Origin of the sequence: Solwaraspora sp. WMMA2101 (assembly GCF_049179175.1) — a bacterium.
GTDB lineage: Bacteria > Actinomycetota > Actinomycetes > Mycobacteriales > Micromonosporaceae > Micromonospora_E.
This window is the reverse complement of record NZ_JBMHMA010000006.1, coordinates 686,269-701,717: the sequence shown is the minus strand read 5'-3', so window position 1 is coordinate 701,717 and position 15,449 is coordinate 686,269. Positions and strand designations below refer to the sequence as shown.

General features: G+C 72.4%; 12 protein-coding genes. 4 read left to right on the top strand and 8 right to left on the bottom strand.

The genetic code is table 11. The features are described from left to right. Positions 1-27 precede the first annotated feature (27 nt). Both ACN28F_RS03740 and ACN28F_RS03735 read right to left on the bottom strand, forming a co-directional pair. Positions 28-1,467, bottom strand: a complete 1,440-nt coding sequence (locus ACN28F_RS03740; RefSeq protein ID WP_421357003.1) for a HAMP domain-containing sensor histidine kinase — start codon at positions 1,465-1,467, stop codon at positions 28-30. Continuing rightward, entirely contained in the window at positions 1,460-2,155 is a 696-nt protein-coding gene (locus ACN28F_RS03735) for a response regulator (RefSeq protein ID WP_421357002.1), read from the bottom strand. Before ACN28F_RS03735 ends, ACN28F_RS03740 begins: the two co-directional genes overlap by 8 nt. 225 nt (positions 2,156-2,380) lie before the next feature. On the opposite strand from ACN28F_RS03735, the gene ACN28F_RS03730 reads away from it, so the two are divergent. Beyond that, the gene (locus ACN28F_RS03730) at positions 2,381-3,508 is read left to right on the top strand and encodes a hypothetical protein (protein WP_421357001.1); all 1,128 of its coding nucleotides are present in this window, start codon (positions 2,381-2,383) and stop codon (positions 3,506-3,508) included. 73 nt (positions 3,509-3,581) lie between these two features. On the opposite strand, the gene ACN28F_RS03725 is transcribed toward ACN28F_RS03730, so the two are convergent. Together ACN28F_RS03725 and ACN28F_RS03720 are read right to left on the bottom strand one after the other, a co-directional pair. Beyond that, a complete protein-coding gene (locus tag ACN28F_RS03725; protein WP_289206717.1) occupies positions 3,582-6,011 on the bottom strand; it encodes a Tex family protein in 2,430 nt (809 codons plus the stop codon). Positions 6,012-6,195: 184 nt separating this feature from the next. Beyond that, positions 6,196-6,885: a GOLPH3/VPS74 family protein gene (locus ACN28F_RS03720; RefSeq protein ID WP_289206716.1), complete on the bottom strand. Its 690-nt coding sequence runs from the start codon at positions 6,883-6,885 to the stop codon at positions 6,196-6,198. Positions 6,886-7,093: 208 nt separating this feature from the next. Here ACN28F_RS03720 and ACN28F_RS03715 point away from each other — a divergent pair, with 208 nt between their 5' ends. Then, positions 7,094-8,647, top strand: a complete 1,554-nt coding sequence (locus tag ACN28F_RS03715) for a deoxyguanosinetriphosphate triphosphohydrolase family protein (protein ID WP_421357000.1) — start codon at positions 7,094-7,096, stop codon at positions 8,645-8,647. Between the two features lie 34 nt (positions 8,648-8,681). Here ACN28F_RS03715 and ACN28F_RS03710 read toward each other — a convergent pair whose 3' ends face one another. From ACN28F_RS03710 to ACN28F_RS03700, 3 genes are all read right to left on the bottom strand, one after another. Further along, entirely contained in the window at positions 8,682-9,014 is a 333-nt protein-coding gene (locus ACN28F_RS03710) for a zinc ribbon domain-containing protein (protein ID WP_421356999.1), read from the bottom strand. A 96-nt stretch (positions 9,015-9,110) separates the two neighbouring features. After that, the gene (locus ACN28F_RS03705; protein ID WP_289206713.1) at positions 9,111-9,509 is read right to left on the bottom strand and encodes a PaaI family thioesterase; all 399 of its coding nucleotides are present in this window, start codon (positions 9,507-9,509) and stop codon (positions 9,111-9,113) included. Between the two features lie 52 nt (positions 9,510-9,561). Continuing rightward, the gene (locus ACN28F_RS03700; protein WP_289206712.1) at positions 9,562-10,671 is read right to left on the bottom strand and encodes an acyltransferase family protein; all 1,110 of its coding nucleotides are present in this window, start codon (positions 10,669-10,671) and stop codon (positions 9,562-9,564) included. Positions 10,672-10,825: 154 nt separating this feature from the next. Between ACN28F_RS03700 and ACN28F_RS03695 the strand changes: the two genes are divergently transcribed. After that, positions 10,826-13,228 (top strand): putative bifunctional diguanylate cyclase/phosphodiesterase, encoded by a 2,403-nt coding sequence (locus ACN28F_RS03695; RefSeq protein ID WP_289206711.1) that lies wholly within the window; start codon positions 10,826-10,828, stop codon positions 13,226-13,228. Here the strand turns inward: ACN28F_RS03695 and ACN28F_RS03690 are convergent. Beyond that, the gene (locus tag ACN28F_RS03690; RefSeq protein ID WP_289206710.1) at positions 13,204-13,755 is read right to left on the bottom strand and encodes a hypothetical protein; all 552 of its coding nucleotides are present in this window, start codon (positions 13,753-13,755) and stop codon (positions 13,204-13,206) included. The two genes, ACN28F_RS03695 and ACN28F_RS03690, sit on opposite strands and share 25 nt — an antisense overlap. A 300-nt stretch (positions 13,756-14,055) precedes the next feature. On the opposite strand from ACN28F_RS03690, the gene ACN28F_RS03685 reads away from it, so the two are divergent. Further along, on the top strand, positions 14,056-15,396 hold the full coding sequence (locus tag ACN28F_RS03685) for a hypothetical protein (protein ID WP_421356998.1): 1,341 nt from the start codon (positions 14,056-14,058) through the stop codon (positions 15,394-15,396). Positions 15,397-15,449: the final 53 nt, after the last annotated feature.

Sequence of the window (15,449 nt, the reverse complement as noted above, 5' to 3'; positions counted from 1 at the left end):
GAAGACCCGGTGAGCCGGACGTTCGGATCAGGTAAGGCCACCCGGGGCCACCGGTCCGCCCGGTCGGCGCGGCAGCAGCACGGTGAACACCGCACCGCCGCCAGGGGAGTGGCCGGCGGTGATCCGGCCGCCGATGCGCTGGGTCAACCCGGCGGCCAGCGCCAGTCCGATCCCGGTGCCGACCGAGCGTTCACCCCGGTAGCGACGGTGCAGCGCGCCGCGTTCGAAGATCACCGCGAGGTCGTCGTCGGTGAAGCCGGGACCGTCGTCGTGCACCTGCACCGCGACGGTGTCCGGCTCCGTGGCCGGCGGATCCGACGGTACGCCGACCCGCACCGTGCCGCCCGCCGGCACCACCCGCAGCGCGTTGTCCAGCAGGATGTCGACGACCTGCCGCAGCCGCCCGGGGTCGGTGCGTACCAGCAGCGGGGCAGGGGGAGCGGCCAGCGCCACGGTCACCCCGGAGCCGGCGAACCGGGGCGACCAGGCGGTGACCGCGTCGGCGAGCAGCGTGCCGAGGTCGACGTCGGCGACCTCGATGGTGAAGTCGGCGGCCTCCAGCCGGGCCAGCGCCAGCAGATCGCCGACGAGGCGGTCCAGCCGGTGTGCCTCATCGAGCATGATCCGCCCGGTGGGTCCGGTGGCGTCGGCGTCGACGACGCCGTCGGCGAGCGCCTCGGCATAGCCGCGCAGGGTGGTCAACGGGGTCCGCAGCTCGTGCGAGATGGACAGCAGGAAGTCACGCTGCCGGGCCTCGCTGGCGGCCAGCGCGGCGGCCAGGTCGTTGAGGGCGTGGGCCAGCTGCGCCGCCTCGACCGGAGATTCGACCGGAACCCGGACGGTGCGGTCGCCGGTGCGCAGCCGTTGCGCCGCGTGGGCGGCGGCCCGGATCGGTCGGGACAGCCGGGCGGCCAGCAGCACCCCGGCGACCAGGCCGGCACCGAGCCCGGCGACCAGCGCCAGCCACAGGTTGCTCCAGACCAGTCTGCCGGCTCCGGGACGCAGTGGCTGCAGCAGCACCACCGCCGTCTGTCCGCCGGTGGGTCGACCTTCCAACAGAGTGGGCCGGCCGTCGATGCGGGCCGGCCGGCGGGCGGCCACCGGTTCACCGGCGGCCAACCGCCGGAGCACCGAATCGGGCAGTTGCCGTGGCACCGAACCGGGCGCGATGCCGACCAGCTCGATGCCCTGTCCGGCCAGTTCGCCGGCCAGCCGGTCGAGCAGCGCGGCCCGCTGGGCGTCGTCCGAGGCCCCGCTGACGGCCGCCGCGACCAGGTCGGCCCTGGCGGCCAGCGAGGCCCGTGCGCCGCGTTCGGTACCCCGCACCCCGAGCGGGATCGCGACGGCGGCGGTGACCAGCACCGACAGCAGGGCGACGGCGCAGGCGACCCCGACGGTACGGGCGGTGAGCGTGCCGGTGATCCGATGCCGTACCGGTGGGACGGTGGCGGTCCCGGCTTCAGCCATCGGCGGTGTAGCCGACGCCCCGGACGGTGCGGATCACACCGGCGGCATCGCCCAGTTTGGCGCGGATCTGAGCCACGTGGACGTCGACGGTCCGGGTGCCGGCGTGCGCGGCGTACCCCCAGACGGAGGCGAGCAGCTCCTCGCGGGTGAAGACCCGGCCCGGTCGGCGCATCAGGTGTGCCAGCAGGTCGAACTCGGTCGAGGTGAGTACAGTGGGCCGTCCGGCGGCGGTGACGGAGCGTCGGGCCGTGTCGACGGTGACGGTGCCGAGGGTGTGCACCACCCCGGTGTCGGGCGGGCCGAGGCTGCGGCGTCGGATCGCGCGGATCCGGGCGAGCAGTTCGCGGGGGCTGAACGGCTTGGTGACGTAGTCGTCGGCGCCCAGCTCCAGCCCGACGACGCGGTCGACCTCGTCGTCGCGGGCAGTGAGGAAGACGACCGGGGTCCAGTCGTCGTCGGCGCGCAGTCGCCGGCAGATCTCGGTGCCGCTGATCCCGGGCAGCCCGATGTCGAGCACGGCCAGCACCGGTCGTAGCCGGCGGGCGGCGGCCAGACCCGCGTCGCCGTCGGCGCAGGCGTGGACACCGTAGCCGTCGCGGGTGAGGTAGAGCCGGACCAGGTCGGCGATCGGCTGTTCGTCCTCGACGACGAGCACCAGTCCACGGTCCGGTGGTGGTGCGGTGGTCATCCGGCAATCATCGTCGGGTCGGGGCACGGCGGCATCAGCTTCCGGTACGGATCAGGTAAAAGTTCCCGGTACGGATCAGGCAAAAGTCGTTGGTGGCGGGTGATTCCCGGATTGTCGAACGGACCGGATGCCGCATCAAATCAGATCACGGTCAATGACTTCACGAACACGCTGTGCGCTCATTAGGCTGATGGAATTCCTAACTCCATAGACGGAGGTAGATCAGTGTCTGTCCTCACTCGATCCGGCACCGGTCGCGCGCACCCGCGCCGGAGCATCCTCGCCCGAGGCGTCGCCGTGCTCGCCACGGCCGTGCTGGCCGCTGGCGCGGCGCTCGCCGGGGCCGCACCGGCGCAGGCCGCCGTACCCGACCGGTGGGGGTTCGCCTACCTGCAGACCCCCACCCCGGCGCCCGGCACCATCCTCGACACCACCCGCCAGTGGGGCGGCTGGAAGGCCGGCGCCCCGGCGCTGTGGGCCACCGTGAACCAGATCGGCGTGGGACGGTACCGGGTGAACTTCCCGAACACGGCCTCGCGCAACGGCGTCGCCCATGTCACCGCCGTCGACAACGCGCCCCGCTGGTGCCAGGTCTTCCAGACCTACCCCTCCGGCAGCAGCCAGATGGTCGAGGTCCAGTGCTACCGGCCCGGTGGTGCCCCGGACAACGCCCGGTTCGTCGTCGACTACACCTCCGCCTCCGGCGTCCTGCCACCGGGGCCCGCGTTCGGCTACGTCAAGGCCAACCCGGTCGGCGCGCTGATGTCGTCGTACAACTCGGCCGGAGCCGGCAACGTGGTCACCCACCTCGGCCCCGGCTTCTACGAAGTGAAGCTCAACGGCCTCGGCAACGCCCTGCTGGACGGCAACCTGCAGGCCACCGCCGAGCACCCGAACAGCCCCCGGCGCTGCAAGATCGCCCGGTGGACCTCCACCGGCGGCACGATCCTGGCGTACGTCTTCTGTTTCGACCCGGCCGGAGCGATGGCCGACAGCTTCTTCAACCTGACCTACCACCGGCAGCGGCCGATCTTCGGTGCCGTCCCGCCGAGGTACTTCGCCTATCTGTGGTCCCCGGCGCTCGGGGGTGGCACCGACTTCAACTCGGCCGGCGGGGTCAACACCATCATGGTCTCCGGCGTCGGGCAGTACATGGCGACCCTGCCGCTGGTCGGCTACCGGATGACCACCGTCCAGGTCACCGCGTTCGGTACCACACCGGACTACTGCAACCTGCAGGCACCGTGGCTGGTCTCCGGCACCACGGTCTTCGTCCGTAACGTGATCTGCTTCAACGCCGCCGGAGCCCAGACACCGAACGACTTCTTCCTCACCTACTCGTCCAACATCTGAACCAGGCCGGACGACCGCTGACCGACGGCGGGTGGGGTGGGGCCGACCGGCCCACCCCACCCGCCGCACGTCGTCAGGCCAGTCCCGCCCGGCGCAGGGCATCGGCGAGGGCGCCGTCGGCGTACCCGCCGCCGGCCGGCCGCCCGCCCCCGGAACCCGACCGACCACCGCCCCCGGATCGGCCGCCGCGCTGACCGCCGCCGTGGCCCCCACTCTGGCCACCGCCCTTGCCCGATTGGCCGTCGCGCCCCGCCGACCGCTGCTGACCGCCGCGACCGGGCCCGCCGCCGGCGTCACGCTGACCCGGGGTCCGGGCCGCACCGGGCTCGTCGTCCAGCCGCAGGGTCAACGAGATCCGCTTGCGCGGTACGTCCACCTCGAGCACCTTGACCCGCACGATGTCACCCGGCTTGGCCACGTCGCGCGGATCCTTCACGAACGTCTTGGACATCGCCGACACGTGCACCAGGCCGTCCTGGTGCACCCCGACGTCGACGAACGCGCCGAAGGCGGCCACGTTCGTCACCACCCCCTCCAGCACCATGCCGGTCCGAAGGTCGGCGAGCGTCTCCACCCCGTCGGCGAAGGTCGCCGTCCGGAACGCCGGCCGAGGGTCGCGGCCCGGCTTCTCCAACTCCGCCAGGATGTCGGTGACCGTCGGCAGACCGAAGACGGCGTCGACGAAGCGCTCCGGCTTGATCCGGCGCAGTGTCTTCGTGTCGCCGATCAACGTGCGCAGGTCGCTGCCGGTGTCGGCGAGGATCCGGCGGACCACCGGGTACGCCTCCGGGTGCACGCTGGACGAGTCCAGCGGGTCGTCGCCGTCGCGGATCCGCAGGAAGCCGGCACACTGCTCGAACGCCTTCGGGCCGAGCCGGGCCACCGACCTCAACGCCTCCCGGGACCGGAACGGCCCATGGCTGTCACGGTGCAGCACGATGTTCTCGGCCAGCCCGGCACCGATGCCGGAGACCCTGGTCAGCAGCGGAGCCGATGCGGTGTTGACGTCCACCCCGACTCCGTTGACGCAGTCCTCCACGACGGCGTCGAGCGACCGGGACAGCTTCGTCTCGGAGATGTCGTGCTGGTACTGCCCGACCCCGATCGACCGAGGGTCGATCTTGACCAGTTCGGCGAGCGGGTCCTGCAGGCGCCGGGCGATGGAGACCGCGCCGCGTAGCGACACGTCCAGGTCCGGCAGCTCCTGCGAGGCGTACGCCGAGGCCGAGTAGACCGACGCGCCGGCCTCGGAGACCATCACCTTGGTCAACTTCAGCTCGCCGTGGCGGGCCATCAGGTCGGCGACCAGCTTGTCGGTCTCCCGGGACGCGGTGCCGTTGCCGATCGCGACCAGCTCGACCCGGTGCGCGGCGGCCAGCTTCGCGAGCGTGTCGATCGAGGCGTCCCACTGCCGGCGGGGCTCGTGCGGGTAGACCGTCTCGGTGGCCACCACCTTGCCGGTGGCGTCCACCACCGCCACCTTCACCCCGGTCCGGATCCCCGGGTCCAGCCCCATCGTGGTCCTGCTGCCGGCCGGTGCGGCGAGCAGCAGGTCGCGCAGATTGGCGGCGAACACCCGGACCGCCTCGTCCTCGGCCGCCTGCCACAACCGCATCCGCAGGTCCGCGCCGAGGTGGATGAGGATCCGGGTGCGCCAGGCCCAGCGCACCGTGTCGGCCAGCCACTTGTCCGCCGGGCGCCCCTGGTCGCTGATGCCGAACCGGCCGGCGATGATCGGCTCGTAGCTGCTCGGCCCGGCGACGGCGTCGGCCGGCACCTCCTCCGGCTCCATCGTCAGGTCCAGGACCTGCTCCTTCTCGCCGCGCAACATCGCCAGCACCCGGTGCGACGGCAGCTTCGTGAACGGCTCGGCGAAGTCGAAGTAGTCGGCGAACTTGGCGCCCTCGGTCTGCCGGCCCTCGCGTACCCGGGAGGTGAGCCGGCCCCGCGACCACATCCGCTCCCGCAGCTCGCCGATCAGGTCGGCGTCCTCGGCGAAGCGTTCCACCAGGATCGCCCGCGCACCGTCCAGCGCGGCCGTGGCGTCGGCGACTCCCTTGTCGGCGTCGACGAAGCCGGCGGCGACCGTCCGTGGATCCTGGGCCGGGTCGGCGAGCAGCGTCTCGGCCAGCGGCTCCAGCCCGGCCTCCCGGGCGATCTGCGCCTTGGTCCGCCGCTTCGGCTTGTACGGCAGGTAGATGTCCTCCAGCCGGGCCTTCGAGTCGGCCGCCATGATCTGTGCGGTCAGCGCGTCGTCGAGCTTGCCCTGGCTGCGGATCGCCTCCAGGATCGCGCCCCGGCGCTCCTCCAGCTCCCGCAGGTAGCGCAGCCGCTCCTCCAGGGTGCGCAGCTGCGCGTCGTCGAGCATCCCGGTGGCTTCCTTGCGGTACCGGGCGATGAACGGCACCGTCGCACCGCCATCGAGCAGCTCGACGGCGGCGGCCACCTGCCCCGACCGTACTCCCAGTTCCTCCGCGATCCGTTGATCAATCGCTGTGGTCACGTCGCGTGCCCCGCTCCAACTTCCCGGCGTGCCGGCGGTGGTGTGCCCGCCGGCTCGCTGCCTGCCGCCCGCCGGCCGGCGTCGCGGCGGCGGGGACCACGGTGCGCGGTCCGACAAGCATTCTGCCGGCAACCGGGGACCGGTGTCGCGCCACCACGCGACCGCGAACGCCGCAGGGGACCGGTCACCAGGCGACGGAGGTGTCCCGTGCCGGCCACAACCGGACCGCCATCCGGGACCGGGTCGGCTGCCCGTTGATCGCCGCGACCACCGCCGTCAGCTGCGGGTCGAGCCCGGCGGCGGTGGTGGTCAACTGACTGCGCACCGTCGGGCCGTACATGGTCACGAACCATGCGTCGGCACCGGTGGCGCGGACGATCTGGGCCAGTGTCGCGGCACGCCGACCGACCGGCCCGGAGCGGCCGAGCGCGTGCCCGAGCCGCACCCGGGGGCCGACCGCGCGGACCGGATCCATCGCCGGGAACCGCGCGACCGACCGTCGGGTCAGCGGTTGGCGGACGACCTCGGTACGCAGCACGCCGAGCGCCTCCAGGTCCTCGGCGACCACCCCGGGCAGCCCGGGACGCATCAGGGTGATCCAGTCCGGCACCGGTTGACGGGGCTCCCGCCGCAACTCCGCCAGCAGCGGATCGGCGACCGGATCACCGATCGGCAGGCCGTCGGCCGGCACCAGCAGGCCGTCGTCGCGTACCTGCGCCCGGCCGGCCAGCACCAGGGTGGCGATCGCGGCACCGGCCAGGCCCGCGCCGAGCGGTTCCGGGCCGATCATCGGCCGTCCGGTGCTGTCGTCGAGCGCAACCAGGAAGAACTCCTCGGTCAGCGTCAACTCCGAAGGAGTCCGGGCACGGGGCATCGAGTCGTCCCTTGCGGCGGTTCTGGTACGCGAGTCGAGCAGGACCCAAGCAGCGGCCCGACGAAATGACCTTGCTGCAGCGGAACCTTACGACGCCGGACCAATCAGCTCAACCCAGTGCTTTGCCGGACACCGCCAGAGGTCGCCCGGCAGCGCCGAACGGCACCCCGGGCCTCCGACGACGTCCGTACCGGGTTAGCGTCTGCTGATGAACCGGGCACCGGAACCGGACCGGCCGGCGCGGCCGTCCGCCGATGACGACGCCGACCCGCGCGCCCGCCGGCTGTTCGGCCGGCGCGCGGCGGCCGCCAGCGACCTGGCGGGCAGCCCGTTTCGGGCCGACCGGGACCGGCTCGTCTCCTCGCCGCTGTTCGCCCGCCTCGGCGGGGTCACCCAGGTGATCAGCCCTGGTGGGTCCGGTCTGCTGGTGCACAACCGGCTCACCCACAGCCTGAAGGTCGCCCAGGTCGGCCGGGCCATCGCCGAACGGTTGACCGCCGACGACCGGCACCGGGGTCTGCTGGACAAACTCGGCGGCTGCGACCCGGACGTGGTGGAGGCCGCCGCGCTCGCCCACGACCTCGGCCACCCGCCGTTCGGGCATCTGGGCGAGCGGGTGTTGGACCGGGTGGCCCGGCTGCGGCTCGGCCTGCCGGACGGCTTCGAGGGCAACGCGCAGTCCTACCGGATCGTGACCAGCACGGAGATCCGTGGCACGGCGGCGGTGGGGCTGGACCTGACCGCGGCGGTACGGGCGGCGATGCTGAAGTACCCGTGGACCCGGCGTACCTACCCGGACCCGCATCCGAGCACGCTGCGCCCGGCACCGCGTGGCGCGGCCGTCGCGCCGGACGACCCGTCGACCGGTTCGGTCAAGTTCGGCGCCTACACCACCGAGGCCGCCGACCTGCGGCAGGCCCGCGAACCGTTCGCCGGGCTCATCGACCCGTGGCAGCAGACCGTCGAGGCGTCCATCATGGATGTCGCCGACGACATCGCGTACGCCATCCACGACCTGGAGGACTTCCACCGGGTCGGTGTGCTGCAACAGGGCACGGTGGCCGGGGAGCTGACCGCCTGGCAGCGGGCGATGACGGAGCTGGCCGGCCTCACCGACGCCGAGATCGGGGCGACCACGCACCGGCCCGGCTGGGCGATCGAAGGGCTGCGCCGCCAGCTGCACCGCAAGGACAGTTGGATCGCCTCCGACGAGGTCTTCGCGGCCGCCGTCGAACACGTCCGGCGGGAGCTGGCCGAGGGCCTGCTGATGGTGCCGTTCGACGGGTCGATCGAGGCCGAGGAGAACATCACCACGTTCTCCGCCCGGTGGACCCGCCGACTGGTCGACGCGATCGGGGTCACCCCGGACCCGCCGGTGCGGTCCGGGCACGTCCTGCTGGCCACCGCACAGTGGCACGAGGTGCAGGTGCTCAAGTTCGTGCACCACCGGTTCGTGCTGGCCCGCCCGGATCTCGCCCTGCACCAGCGGGGCCAGGCCGACCTGCTGGCGACCCTGATCGACAAGCTGTTGGCCTGGTTGACCGACCCGGACGAGCAGGCGCGGCTACCCCGCCGCCTGCACGACCTGGTGGAGCTGGCAACCGCCGAACTGGCCGGCCTGGTCGCCGACCCCGGTCCGCCCGCCCGGGGGCGGGCGATCGTCGACTACGTCGCGTCGCTCACCGACGGTCAGGCCGTCGCGTTGCTCGACGCGCTCACCGGCCGGTCCGGGCAGCTCTGGACCGACGCGTTCGTGCTGTGACCGGCTGATCGTGGCCTGTGGCCCGGTGCGTCGGTCAGTCCCGCCAGTCGTAGTCGAGATCGACCAGGCTGGAGCCGACCGTGATCCGGGCCAGGACGGCGAGCAGGGCCGACCGGCGCTGGTCACGGCTGACGATGTCGGCGGCGTCGGCGTTCAGGTGGACGTACCGCTGCCAGATCAGTTGCTCGATCTCCTCGGCGTTGATCAATCTCCGGTCACACTGTGTGTCGGGGCATGCGTAGTACCGGATGCCGTCGTCGGCCCAGGCAGGGATCATCTGGCGGTCCGCGCAGCGGAGCAGTCCGCGCAGGATGTAGAGATCAGTTTCGGTGGTGCCAGGTCGTGCGGGGTTGACCATGGTGTCCATCCCTCATCGCCTCCTGCCTGTGTGTACGGCTGGGCGAGGAGTCCGGTTCGCTGGCACGGCGTACCAAATGTGGTTGATCCGGCCGGGCTGGGCGGTCTACCCGGCGCGGCCGTTGCCCGGTCGCAGGTTCTGCAGCCGCACCTGCCCCAGGGCGACCAGCCGACCGTCACCGTCGGTGATGTCGACCTTCCACAGTTGCTGACTGTGGCCGCGATGGACCGGGGTGCCGACGGCGGTCAGTTCGCCGCCGCTGACCGCCGCGAGGAAATCGGTCTGGTTGGCGACGCCCACCACCCGGCCCTGATCGCCGATCCAGAGCGTGCCGCCGATGCTCGCCGCGCTCTCCACCAACGTGCAGTACACCCCGCCGTGCACGATCCCGTACGGCTGGTGCAGCGCGGCGGTCACCGGCATCCGCAGCCGGACGGCGTCGGCGGACGCCTCGTCGAGACGTATCCCGAGCAGGCCGTACAACCCGCTGTTCAGCTGCTGCATGTCGTCTCCTGTCCCTGGCCCACCGCGCGGGCCGGTGCGGCCCGCGCCGAGCCTAGCCAGGACGGCCGGCCCCGGCCGGGACGCCCCTGGTCCGTTCGCCCCGTTGCCTGGCCAGCCGCATCGCCGGCCGCTCCACCCAGCGGTGCAGCGGCACCGCCAGCAGGTAGGACCCGACCAGGAACGCCACCGCCAGGGCGACCGCCTGCCCGGCCGGGAAGACCCGGTCCCGGCCGAGGAGGTGCATCACGCTGATGATCACCACCATGTGCACCAGGAAGAAGGCGTACGACACCTCGCCCAGGTGCACCGCGAGCCGGTCCCGCCACACCGACCGCCGACCGCCCAGGTCGGCCAGGGCTGCCGCCGGCACCAGCAGGCCGATCGTGACGATCGTCGCGGCGGTGTCGCGCGCAGCGGCCGGCAGCCACCCGACGGCGAGGTAGTTGACCACCCACAGCGCCGTCGCCAGCGGGAGCGCCGGCCCTCGCCAGGCACCGCGCAGCACCAGCAACGCCAGCACGATGCCGAGCAGGAACTCCAGCATCCGTACCGGTGGGAAGACGTAGACGAACCACCGGCGGTGCTCGGCGGCGACGAGAGCCTGCGCCACCAGCGGCATCGACCACACGGCGAGTGGCACCACGATGGCGGCCACCCGCAACGCGCCGGTACGGAGTCGCCGCAACCCGGCGTACAGCAGGGGAAACGCCAGGTAGAAGGCGATTTCGCAGGAAAGTGACCAGGTGACCGGGTTGATCCCCAGGTAGTAGACGTCCGAGGGATGCCAGGCGTGCACCAGCAGGGCCGAGCTGGCCAGCAGCTGTGGCCAGGAGTCCGGTGTCCGGGCGGTCACCACCAGCCCGACCAGCGCCAGACCCAGCGCCACCAGATGCGCCGGATAGACCCGGACGATCCGGTTGCGCAGGAAGCGTCCGGGCCGGTGACCGGAACGGACCGACCAGGTGAGCACGAAGCCGGACAGGACAAAGAAGAACGACACCCCGAGGTCGCCGGCGTCGAACAGCAGGCCGGCCCACCACACGTCCTGCGGGTCCGCGAGCGGGATGAACGAGTACGCGTGCACGCCGAAGACCAGCAGGGCGGCGGCCCGTAGCCCGGTCAGCGACGGCAGCCGGCCGGGCGCAGGTGGGGTGGCAGGCACGGCGGGACATGTCTCCCGCGCCGTCGACCGCTAAACAGCCGCCGTCGTCGCGGCTGACCGGTCCGACCGTGCCGGCACGTGTTCCTGACCAGGGCAGGTCCGCAGCGGGCTTGGTATGGTGTGCGCCTGTTTGACGAATCAGCCGGTGGATGACATGTGCGCAGGGGCCATCGTGGTGCGACCCGCCGCGCCGGGGACGACCCGCGCCTGTTCGTCGTTGCCGGCGCTGGCCCTGCTCGTCGTCGGCGCCGTGGCGGCCGTGCTGTACGGCGTCGTCGACTCCCCACTGATTCACGGCTCAGCGTTCGTCGTCGCTGGGGTGGGCGGGGCCGCGGCTGTGGTGGTGGGACCCCGCTGGCACGGTGCCCGACCGCGACTGGCCTGGGCGTTGCTCGCCGCCGCGTGTGTCTGCTTCCTCACCGGCGCGCTGGCACGGCCGTGGGCGGTCGGCCAGGACGGGACGTACGCGCTGGCGGCGGACGCCGCGACGGTGCCCGGCTACCTGTTCATGCTGCTCGGGTTGGCGGGGCTGCTGCGCACCCGGGGCCGACTGCCGTCCCACGCGGTCATCGACGGGCTGATCGTCTTCATCGGTGCCGCCCTGTGTTCGGTGCTGCTGCTGGCGGTACCGGCCGGCAGCATCACCGGCCGTCCGGCGTTGGTGTCGGCCCTCGCCGCGCTGTACCCGATCTTCGACGTGATCCTCGTCCTGCTGCTGGTCAGTCTGGCCTTCACCACCGCCGCGCGGCGGGCCAGCTACCTGTTGCTGGTCGCCTCGATGAGCTGCCTGCTGCTCGGTGACGTGCTGTACGCCATCATCGGGGTCTCCGGCCAGCTGACCGGCTCCCGCCTGCTGGACCTGCCGTTCCTGGTCGGCTTCCTGCTCATCGGCGCGGCGGCGCTGCACCCGTCGGTGGTCGAGCTCGGCCGGGCCGCCCCGCTGCCGGTGCAGGCGTGGTCCTGGCAGCGGCTGCTGCTGATCGGTCCGGCGTTGGCCGCACCGTTCCTGTTGACGGTCTTCGTCTCCGGCCGGTCCGCCACCGACCGGCTGGTGCTCGGGGTCGGCGGCGCGGCGATGGTGGTACTGCTGATGATGCGGGCGGTCTCCGCCGTGCAGGGCTATGCCGCCGCGCAGCGTCGCTACGAGCACCGGGCCACCCACGATCCGCTCACCGGCCTGCCCAACCGGTTGATGCTCGCCGCCGAGGTCCGTCGGCTGCTGACCACGCGTCCGGCGAACCGGACGTGGATCTGGGTGTTCTTCCTCGACCTCGACGGCTTCAAGCTGGTCAACGATTCCTGGGGGCACCACGCCGGCGACCAGCTGATCGCCGAGGTGGCGGGCCGGCTGCGCGCGGCGCTGCCCCCGGCGGCGATGGTCGCCCGGGTCGGCGGCGACGAGTTCGTCGTGGTCCACCTGGGTGACCGCTCGGACGCGCTCACGGTGGCCGACCGGATCATCGACTGTGTGAACACGCCACTGCAGATCCGCCAGGTCGAGGCGGTGATCACCGCATCGGTGGGTATCGCCGGGACCGAACTGGGCCCCGCCGGCGTCCGCGCCGACCCGCCGGTGTCCGCCGACGCGCTGCTGCGCGACGCCGACACCGCCATGTACCAGGCCAAGGCCGACGGCCGGGGCCGGTGGGTGATGTTCGACGCGTCGATGCACGAACGGGTCCGGGAACGGGTCGACATCGAGCAGGCGCTGCGGACGGCGCTCGCGCAGGACGACCTGCGGTTGGCGTACCAGCCGATCGTCGATCTGGAAAGCGGTGCCCTGATCGGGGCGGAGGCGTTGCTGCGTTGGGAGCATCCCGAGCGCGGGCCGGTGTCGCCGGCGGTGTTCATCCCGATGGCCGAGGACACCGGGCTGATCGGACCGATCGGGCGCTGGGTGCTCGACCGTGCGCTGCATCAGGTCGCGCAGTGGCGCGCCGACGGCACGGTCGACGCCGACTTCTGGATGTCGATCAATGTGTCACCCCGGCAGTTGCGCGACCCCGGGCTGTCCCGGGCGCTGGACGACTGCCTGGCCCGGTACGACGTACCGGCGTCGGCGGTGGTGCTGGAGATTACCGAGTCGGTGATGATCGACCCGACCAGCGCCACCGGCCAGGTCCTGTCCGACCTGCGCCAGCGCGGCATCCGCATCGTCGTCGACGATTTCGGCACCGGCTTCTCGGCGCTCGGCTACCTGCGGAGCCATCCGGTGACCGGGGTGAAGGTGGACCGTGCGTTCGTGGCCGGGCTCGGGGCGAGCGCCAAGGATGAGGAGATCGTCCGGGCGGTCGTCGCGATGAGCAGCGCGCTGCACCTCACCGTGGTCGCCGAGGGCGTCGAGACGCCGCTGCAGCAGAGCGTGCTCGCGGTCCTCGGCGTGCTGTACGGCCAGGGCAGACTCTGGGGGGAACCGGTGGAGCCACAGGAGTTCGTCCACCTCTGGTCGGCGGAGGTCGGCCCGGCGGAGGTCGGCCGGGCAGAGCCGATGGCGACCGCGGAGCCGGAGCCGATGGCAGCGGCGGAGCCGACTCAGGGCCGCGGCGGCGGCTCGTAGAGCCAGAACGTCTGTTCGTCGAGCCGCCGGGCCCCGGTGCCGGCGGTCAACGACGTCAGTGTCTGGTGGATCGCCCTACCGAGCCCGATCTCGTCGTTGCGGCGGCAGATGTCCAGCGCGGCGATGCCGTCGCAGGCGCGTACCCGCTGCCACATGTCGGCGATCACCGACTCGAAGATCCCGCAGCCACGGCTCGCCGGGTGGATGGCGAAGAACCCGATGTACCAGATGCGTTTCTCGGCGTACAGCTGTGGCCAGTGGTGCGCGAAGTAGTCCGGTGAGATCAGTGGCATCGCGTCGAGCTCGTTGGTGAAGGTCGCGAGCGCGGCCAGTTCGTCCGGGCGACCCGGGTCCCGCCCGAGGTACTTCAGCACCCGTTTGTCACTGATGACGTGGTCGAACTCGACGCGGTCCATGACGTGCCGTTGCACCGCGGTCACCCGCAGTTCGTCGAATGCGTCGGTGTACAAGCGCCAGGTCGCCTCGGTCAGCTCGGCGGGAACGTCCGTACCGACCTCGATGTGCATGATCATCCCTCCGGGCCGCGTCGCGTGCGTGGGGGGTGGACGGACCCTGCCGTTCAGTATGGGTGACAACTGAGTGTTAGGTCAGCTCGACAGACACTGTGGCACAACGGGTTCGTCGGACAGCCGGACCGATCCAATGTAGAGTTCATACACGCAGTGTCCGGAGGTGGACACGAAGCGGGTGCCCCCGGGCTGCTCGTCGCGATTTCTTCCGCTGCGATCGATCCGTCCGGCGGTCGGCTGCGTACCTCCGGGTGGGCACCTCGGTGCATGGTGCCCGCGAGCCGAGGAGGGCCCGTCATGCAGCGACCGGCACAGGGGGCGCAGCCCGCAGCGATCGAACTCGGTCCGGTCGACCGTCCGGAGCCGTCCGGGTCGTCCGGGTCGTCCGGGTCGTCCGGCGGTCCGACGGTCCCGCTGGCCGAGCCGGGCAACTCCGCGCCGTACCGGCCCGACGGGGCCTGGCCGGGCCGCCCGCCCAGCGACGCCGGTGATCCGGCCGAGGACCACCTTCCGCCACTGTCCGGCGACGACACGGTGACCGGGCCGCCCCGGCTGCTCCCACCGCCGCCGTGGCTGGCCCGGGAGTTGGACCGGCCCGAGCCGGTCGCCCCGGCCGTACCGTTCTTCGACCGTGGCTCCGGCGACGCCGCCGCCGACGCCCGTGGACCCGACGGGTCCGGCGACTGGCCCGACGGCGGCGAGTCCGACCATCGCGACGACCCGGCGTACGGGGCCTCGCCGAGCTGGACGGCCCCGGACTGGACGCCGCCGACCGGTCCACCGGACGGGCCGCCGACCGCACGTCGCCGCCCCCGGCGGTTCGCCCTGCTGCTGACCGGTCTGCTCGCCCTGTTCCTGGTGGCCGCCGTGGCCGGTGCCAACCTGATGCAAACGCGCGGCGGTGGCGGCGGTGGCCCGACCGCCGACGCGCAGCCCGCCCCCGCCGCCCCGGACTCAGCCGCCGGCGGCGCACCCGCACCGGGAGCGGTCGACGACGGCGACCCGGTCGAGACGGCCCCGGCCACCGAACGACTGGTCACCGGCCCGCGCGGCGACCTGCAGGAAGCCGAGTTCGACCTGGTCAGCGGCACCACCACGGTCAATATCCGGGCGGTCGACCTCGGCGACGAACTGTACCGGGTGAGCACCCCGATCGATGCCGACGTGCAGCCACGGATCATCGCTGACGACGACAGCCGGATCCAGCTGCACCTGGTGCCCAGTGGGCAGACCGGACCCGGCGTCGTCGACATCCAGCTGAACTCGGCGGTCCGCTGGCAGCTGCGCCTCACCGGCGGCGTCGCCCAGCACGCGATCGACCTGACCGCCGCCGACCTCGACGGCGTCGACATCGTCGGCGGGGCGGCCCGGATCGACCTGGCACTGCCGGCACCCGACGGCACGATGACGGTACGGATGACCGGCGGCGCCAACCAGTTCGTGGTCAGCGCCCCGGACGGTCCGCCGGCCCGGGTCAGCTTCGGTGCCGGCGCCGGCGACGTGACCCTCGATGACCGTCAGCGCGGTGGTGTCGCCCCCGGAGCGGTCTTCACCGGCCGTGGCTTCGCCGACGCGACCGACCGGTACGACATCGACGTCGTCGCCGGTGCCTCCGTGTTCACCCTGCAACGCGACTGACGAATCAGCGACGACTGAGCCGTCGCCGCCGCCCTGGCGTCGGCGGGCCGGAT

Bases quoted from the DNA above. Each gene is read 5' to 3' on its own strand.
- ACN28F_RS03740 (WP_421357003.1), bottom strand. From the start codon at position 1,467: ATGGCTGAAGCCGGGACCGCCACCGTCCCACCGGTACGGCATCGGATC.
- ACN28F_RS03735 (WP_421357002.1), bottom strand. From the start codon at position 2,155: ATGACCACCGCACCACCACCGGACCGTGGACTGGTGCTCGTCGTCGAG.
- ACN28F_RS03720 (WP_289206716.1), bottom strand. From the start codon at position 6,885: ATGCCCCGTGCCCGGACTCCTTCGGAGTTGACGCTGACCGAGGAGTTC.
- ACN28F_RS03715 (WP_421357000.1), top strand. From the start codon at position 7,094: ATGAACCGGGCACCGGAACCGGACCGGCCGGCGCGGCCGTCCGCCGAT.
- ACN28F_RS03710 (WP_421356999.1), bottom strand. From the start codon at position 9,014: ATGGACACCATGGTCAACCCCGCACGACCTGGCACCACCGAAACTGAT.
- ACN28F_RS03705 (WP_289206713.1), bottom strand. From the start codon at position 9,509: ATGCAGCAGCTGAACAGCGGGTTGTACGGCCTGCTCGGGATACGTCTC.
- ACN28F_RS03695 (WP_289206711.1), top strand. From the start codon at position 10,826: ATGTGCGCAGGGGCCATCGTGGTGCGACCCGCCGCGCCGGGGACGACC.
- ACN28F_RS03690 (WP_289206710.1), bottom strand. From the start codon at position 13,755: ATGCACATCGAGGTCGGTACGGACGTTCCCGCCGAGCTGACCGAGGCG.
- ACN28F_RS03685 (WP_421356998.1), top strand. From the start codon at position 14,056: ATGCAGCGACCGGCACAGGGGGCGCAGCCCGCAGCGATCGAACTCGGT.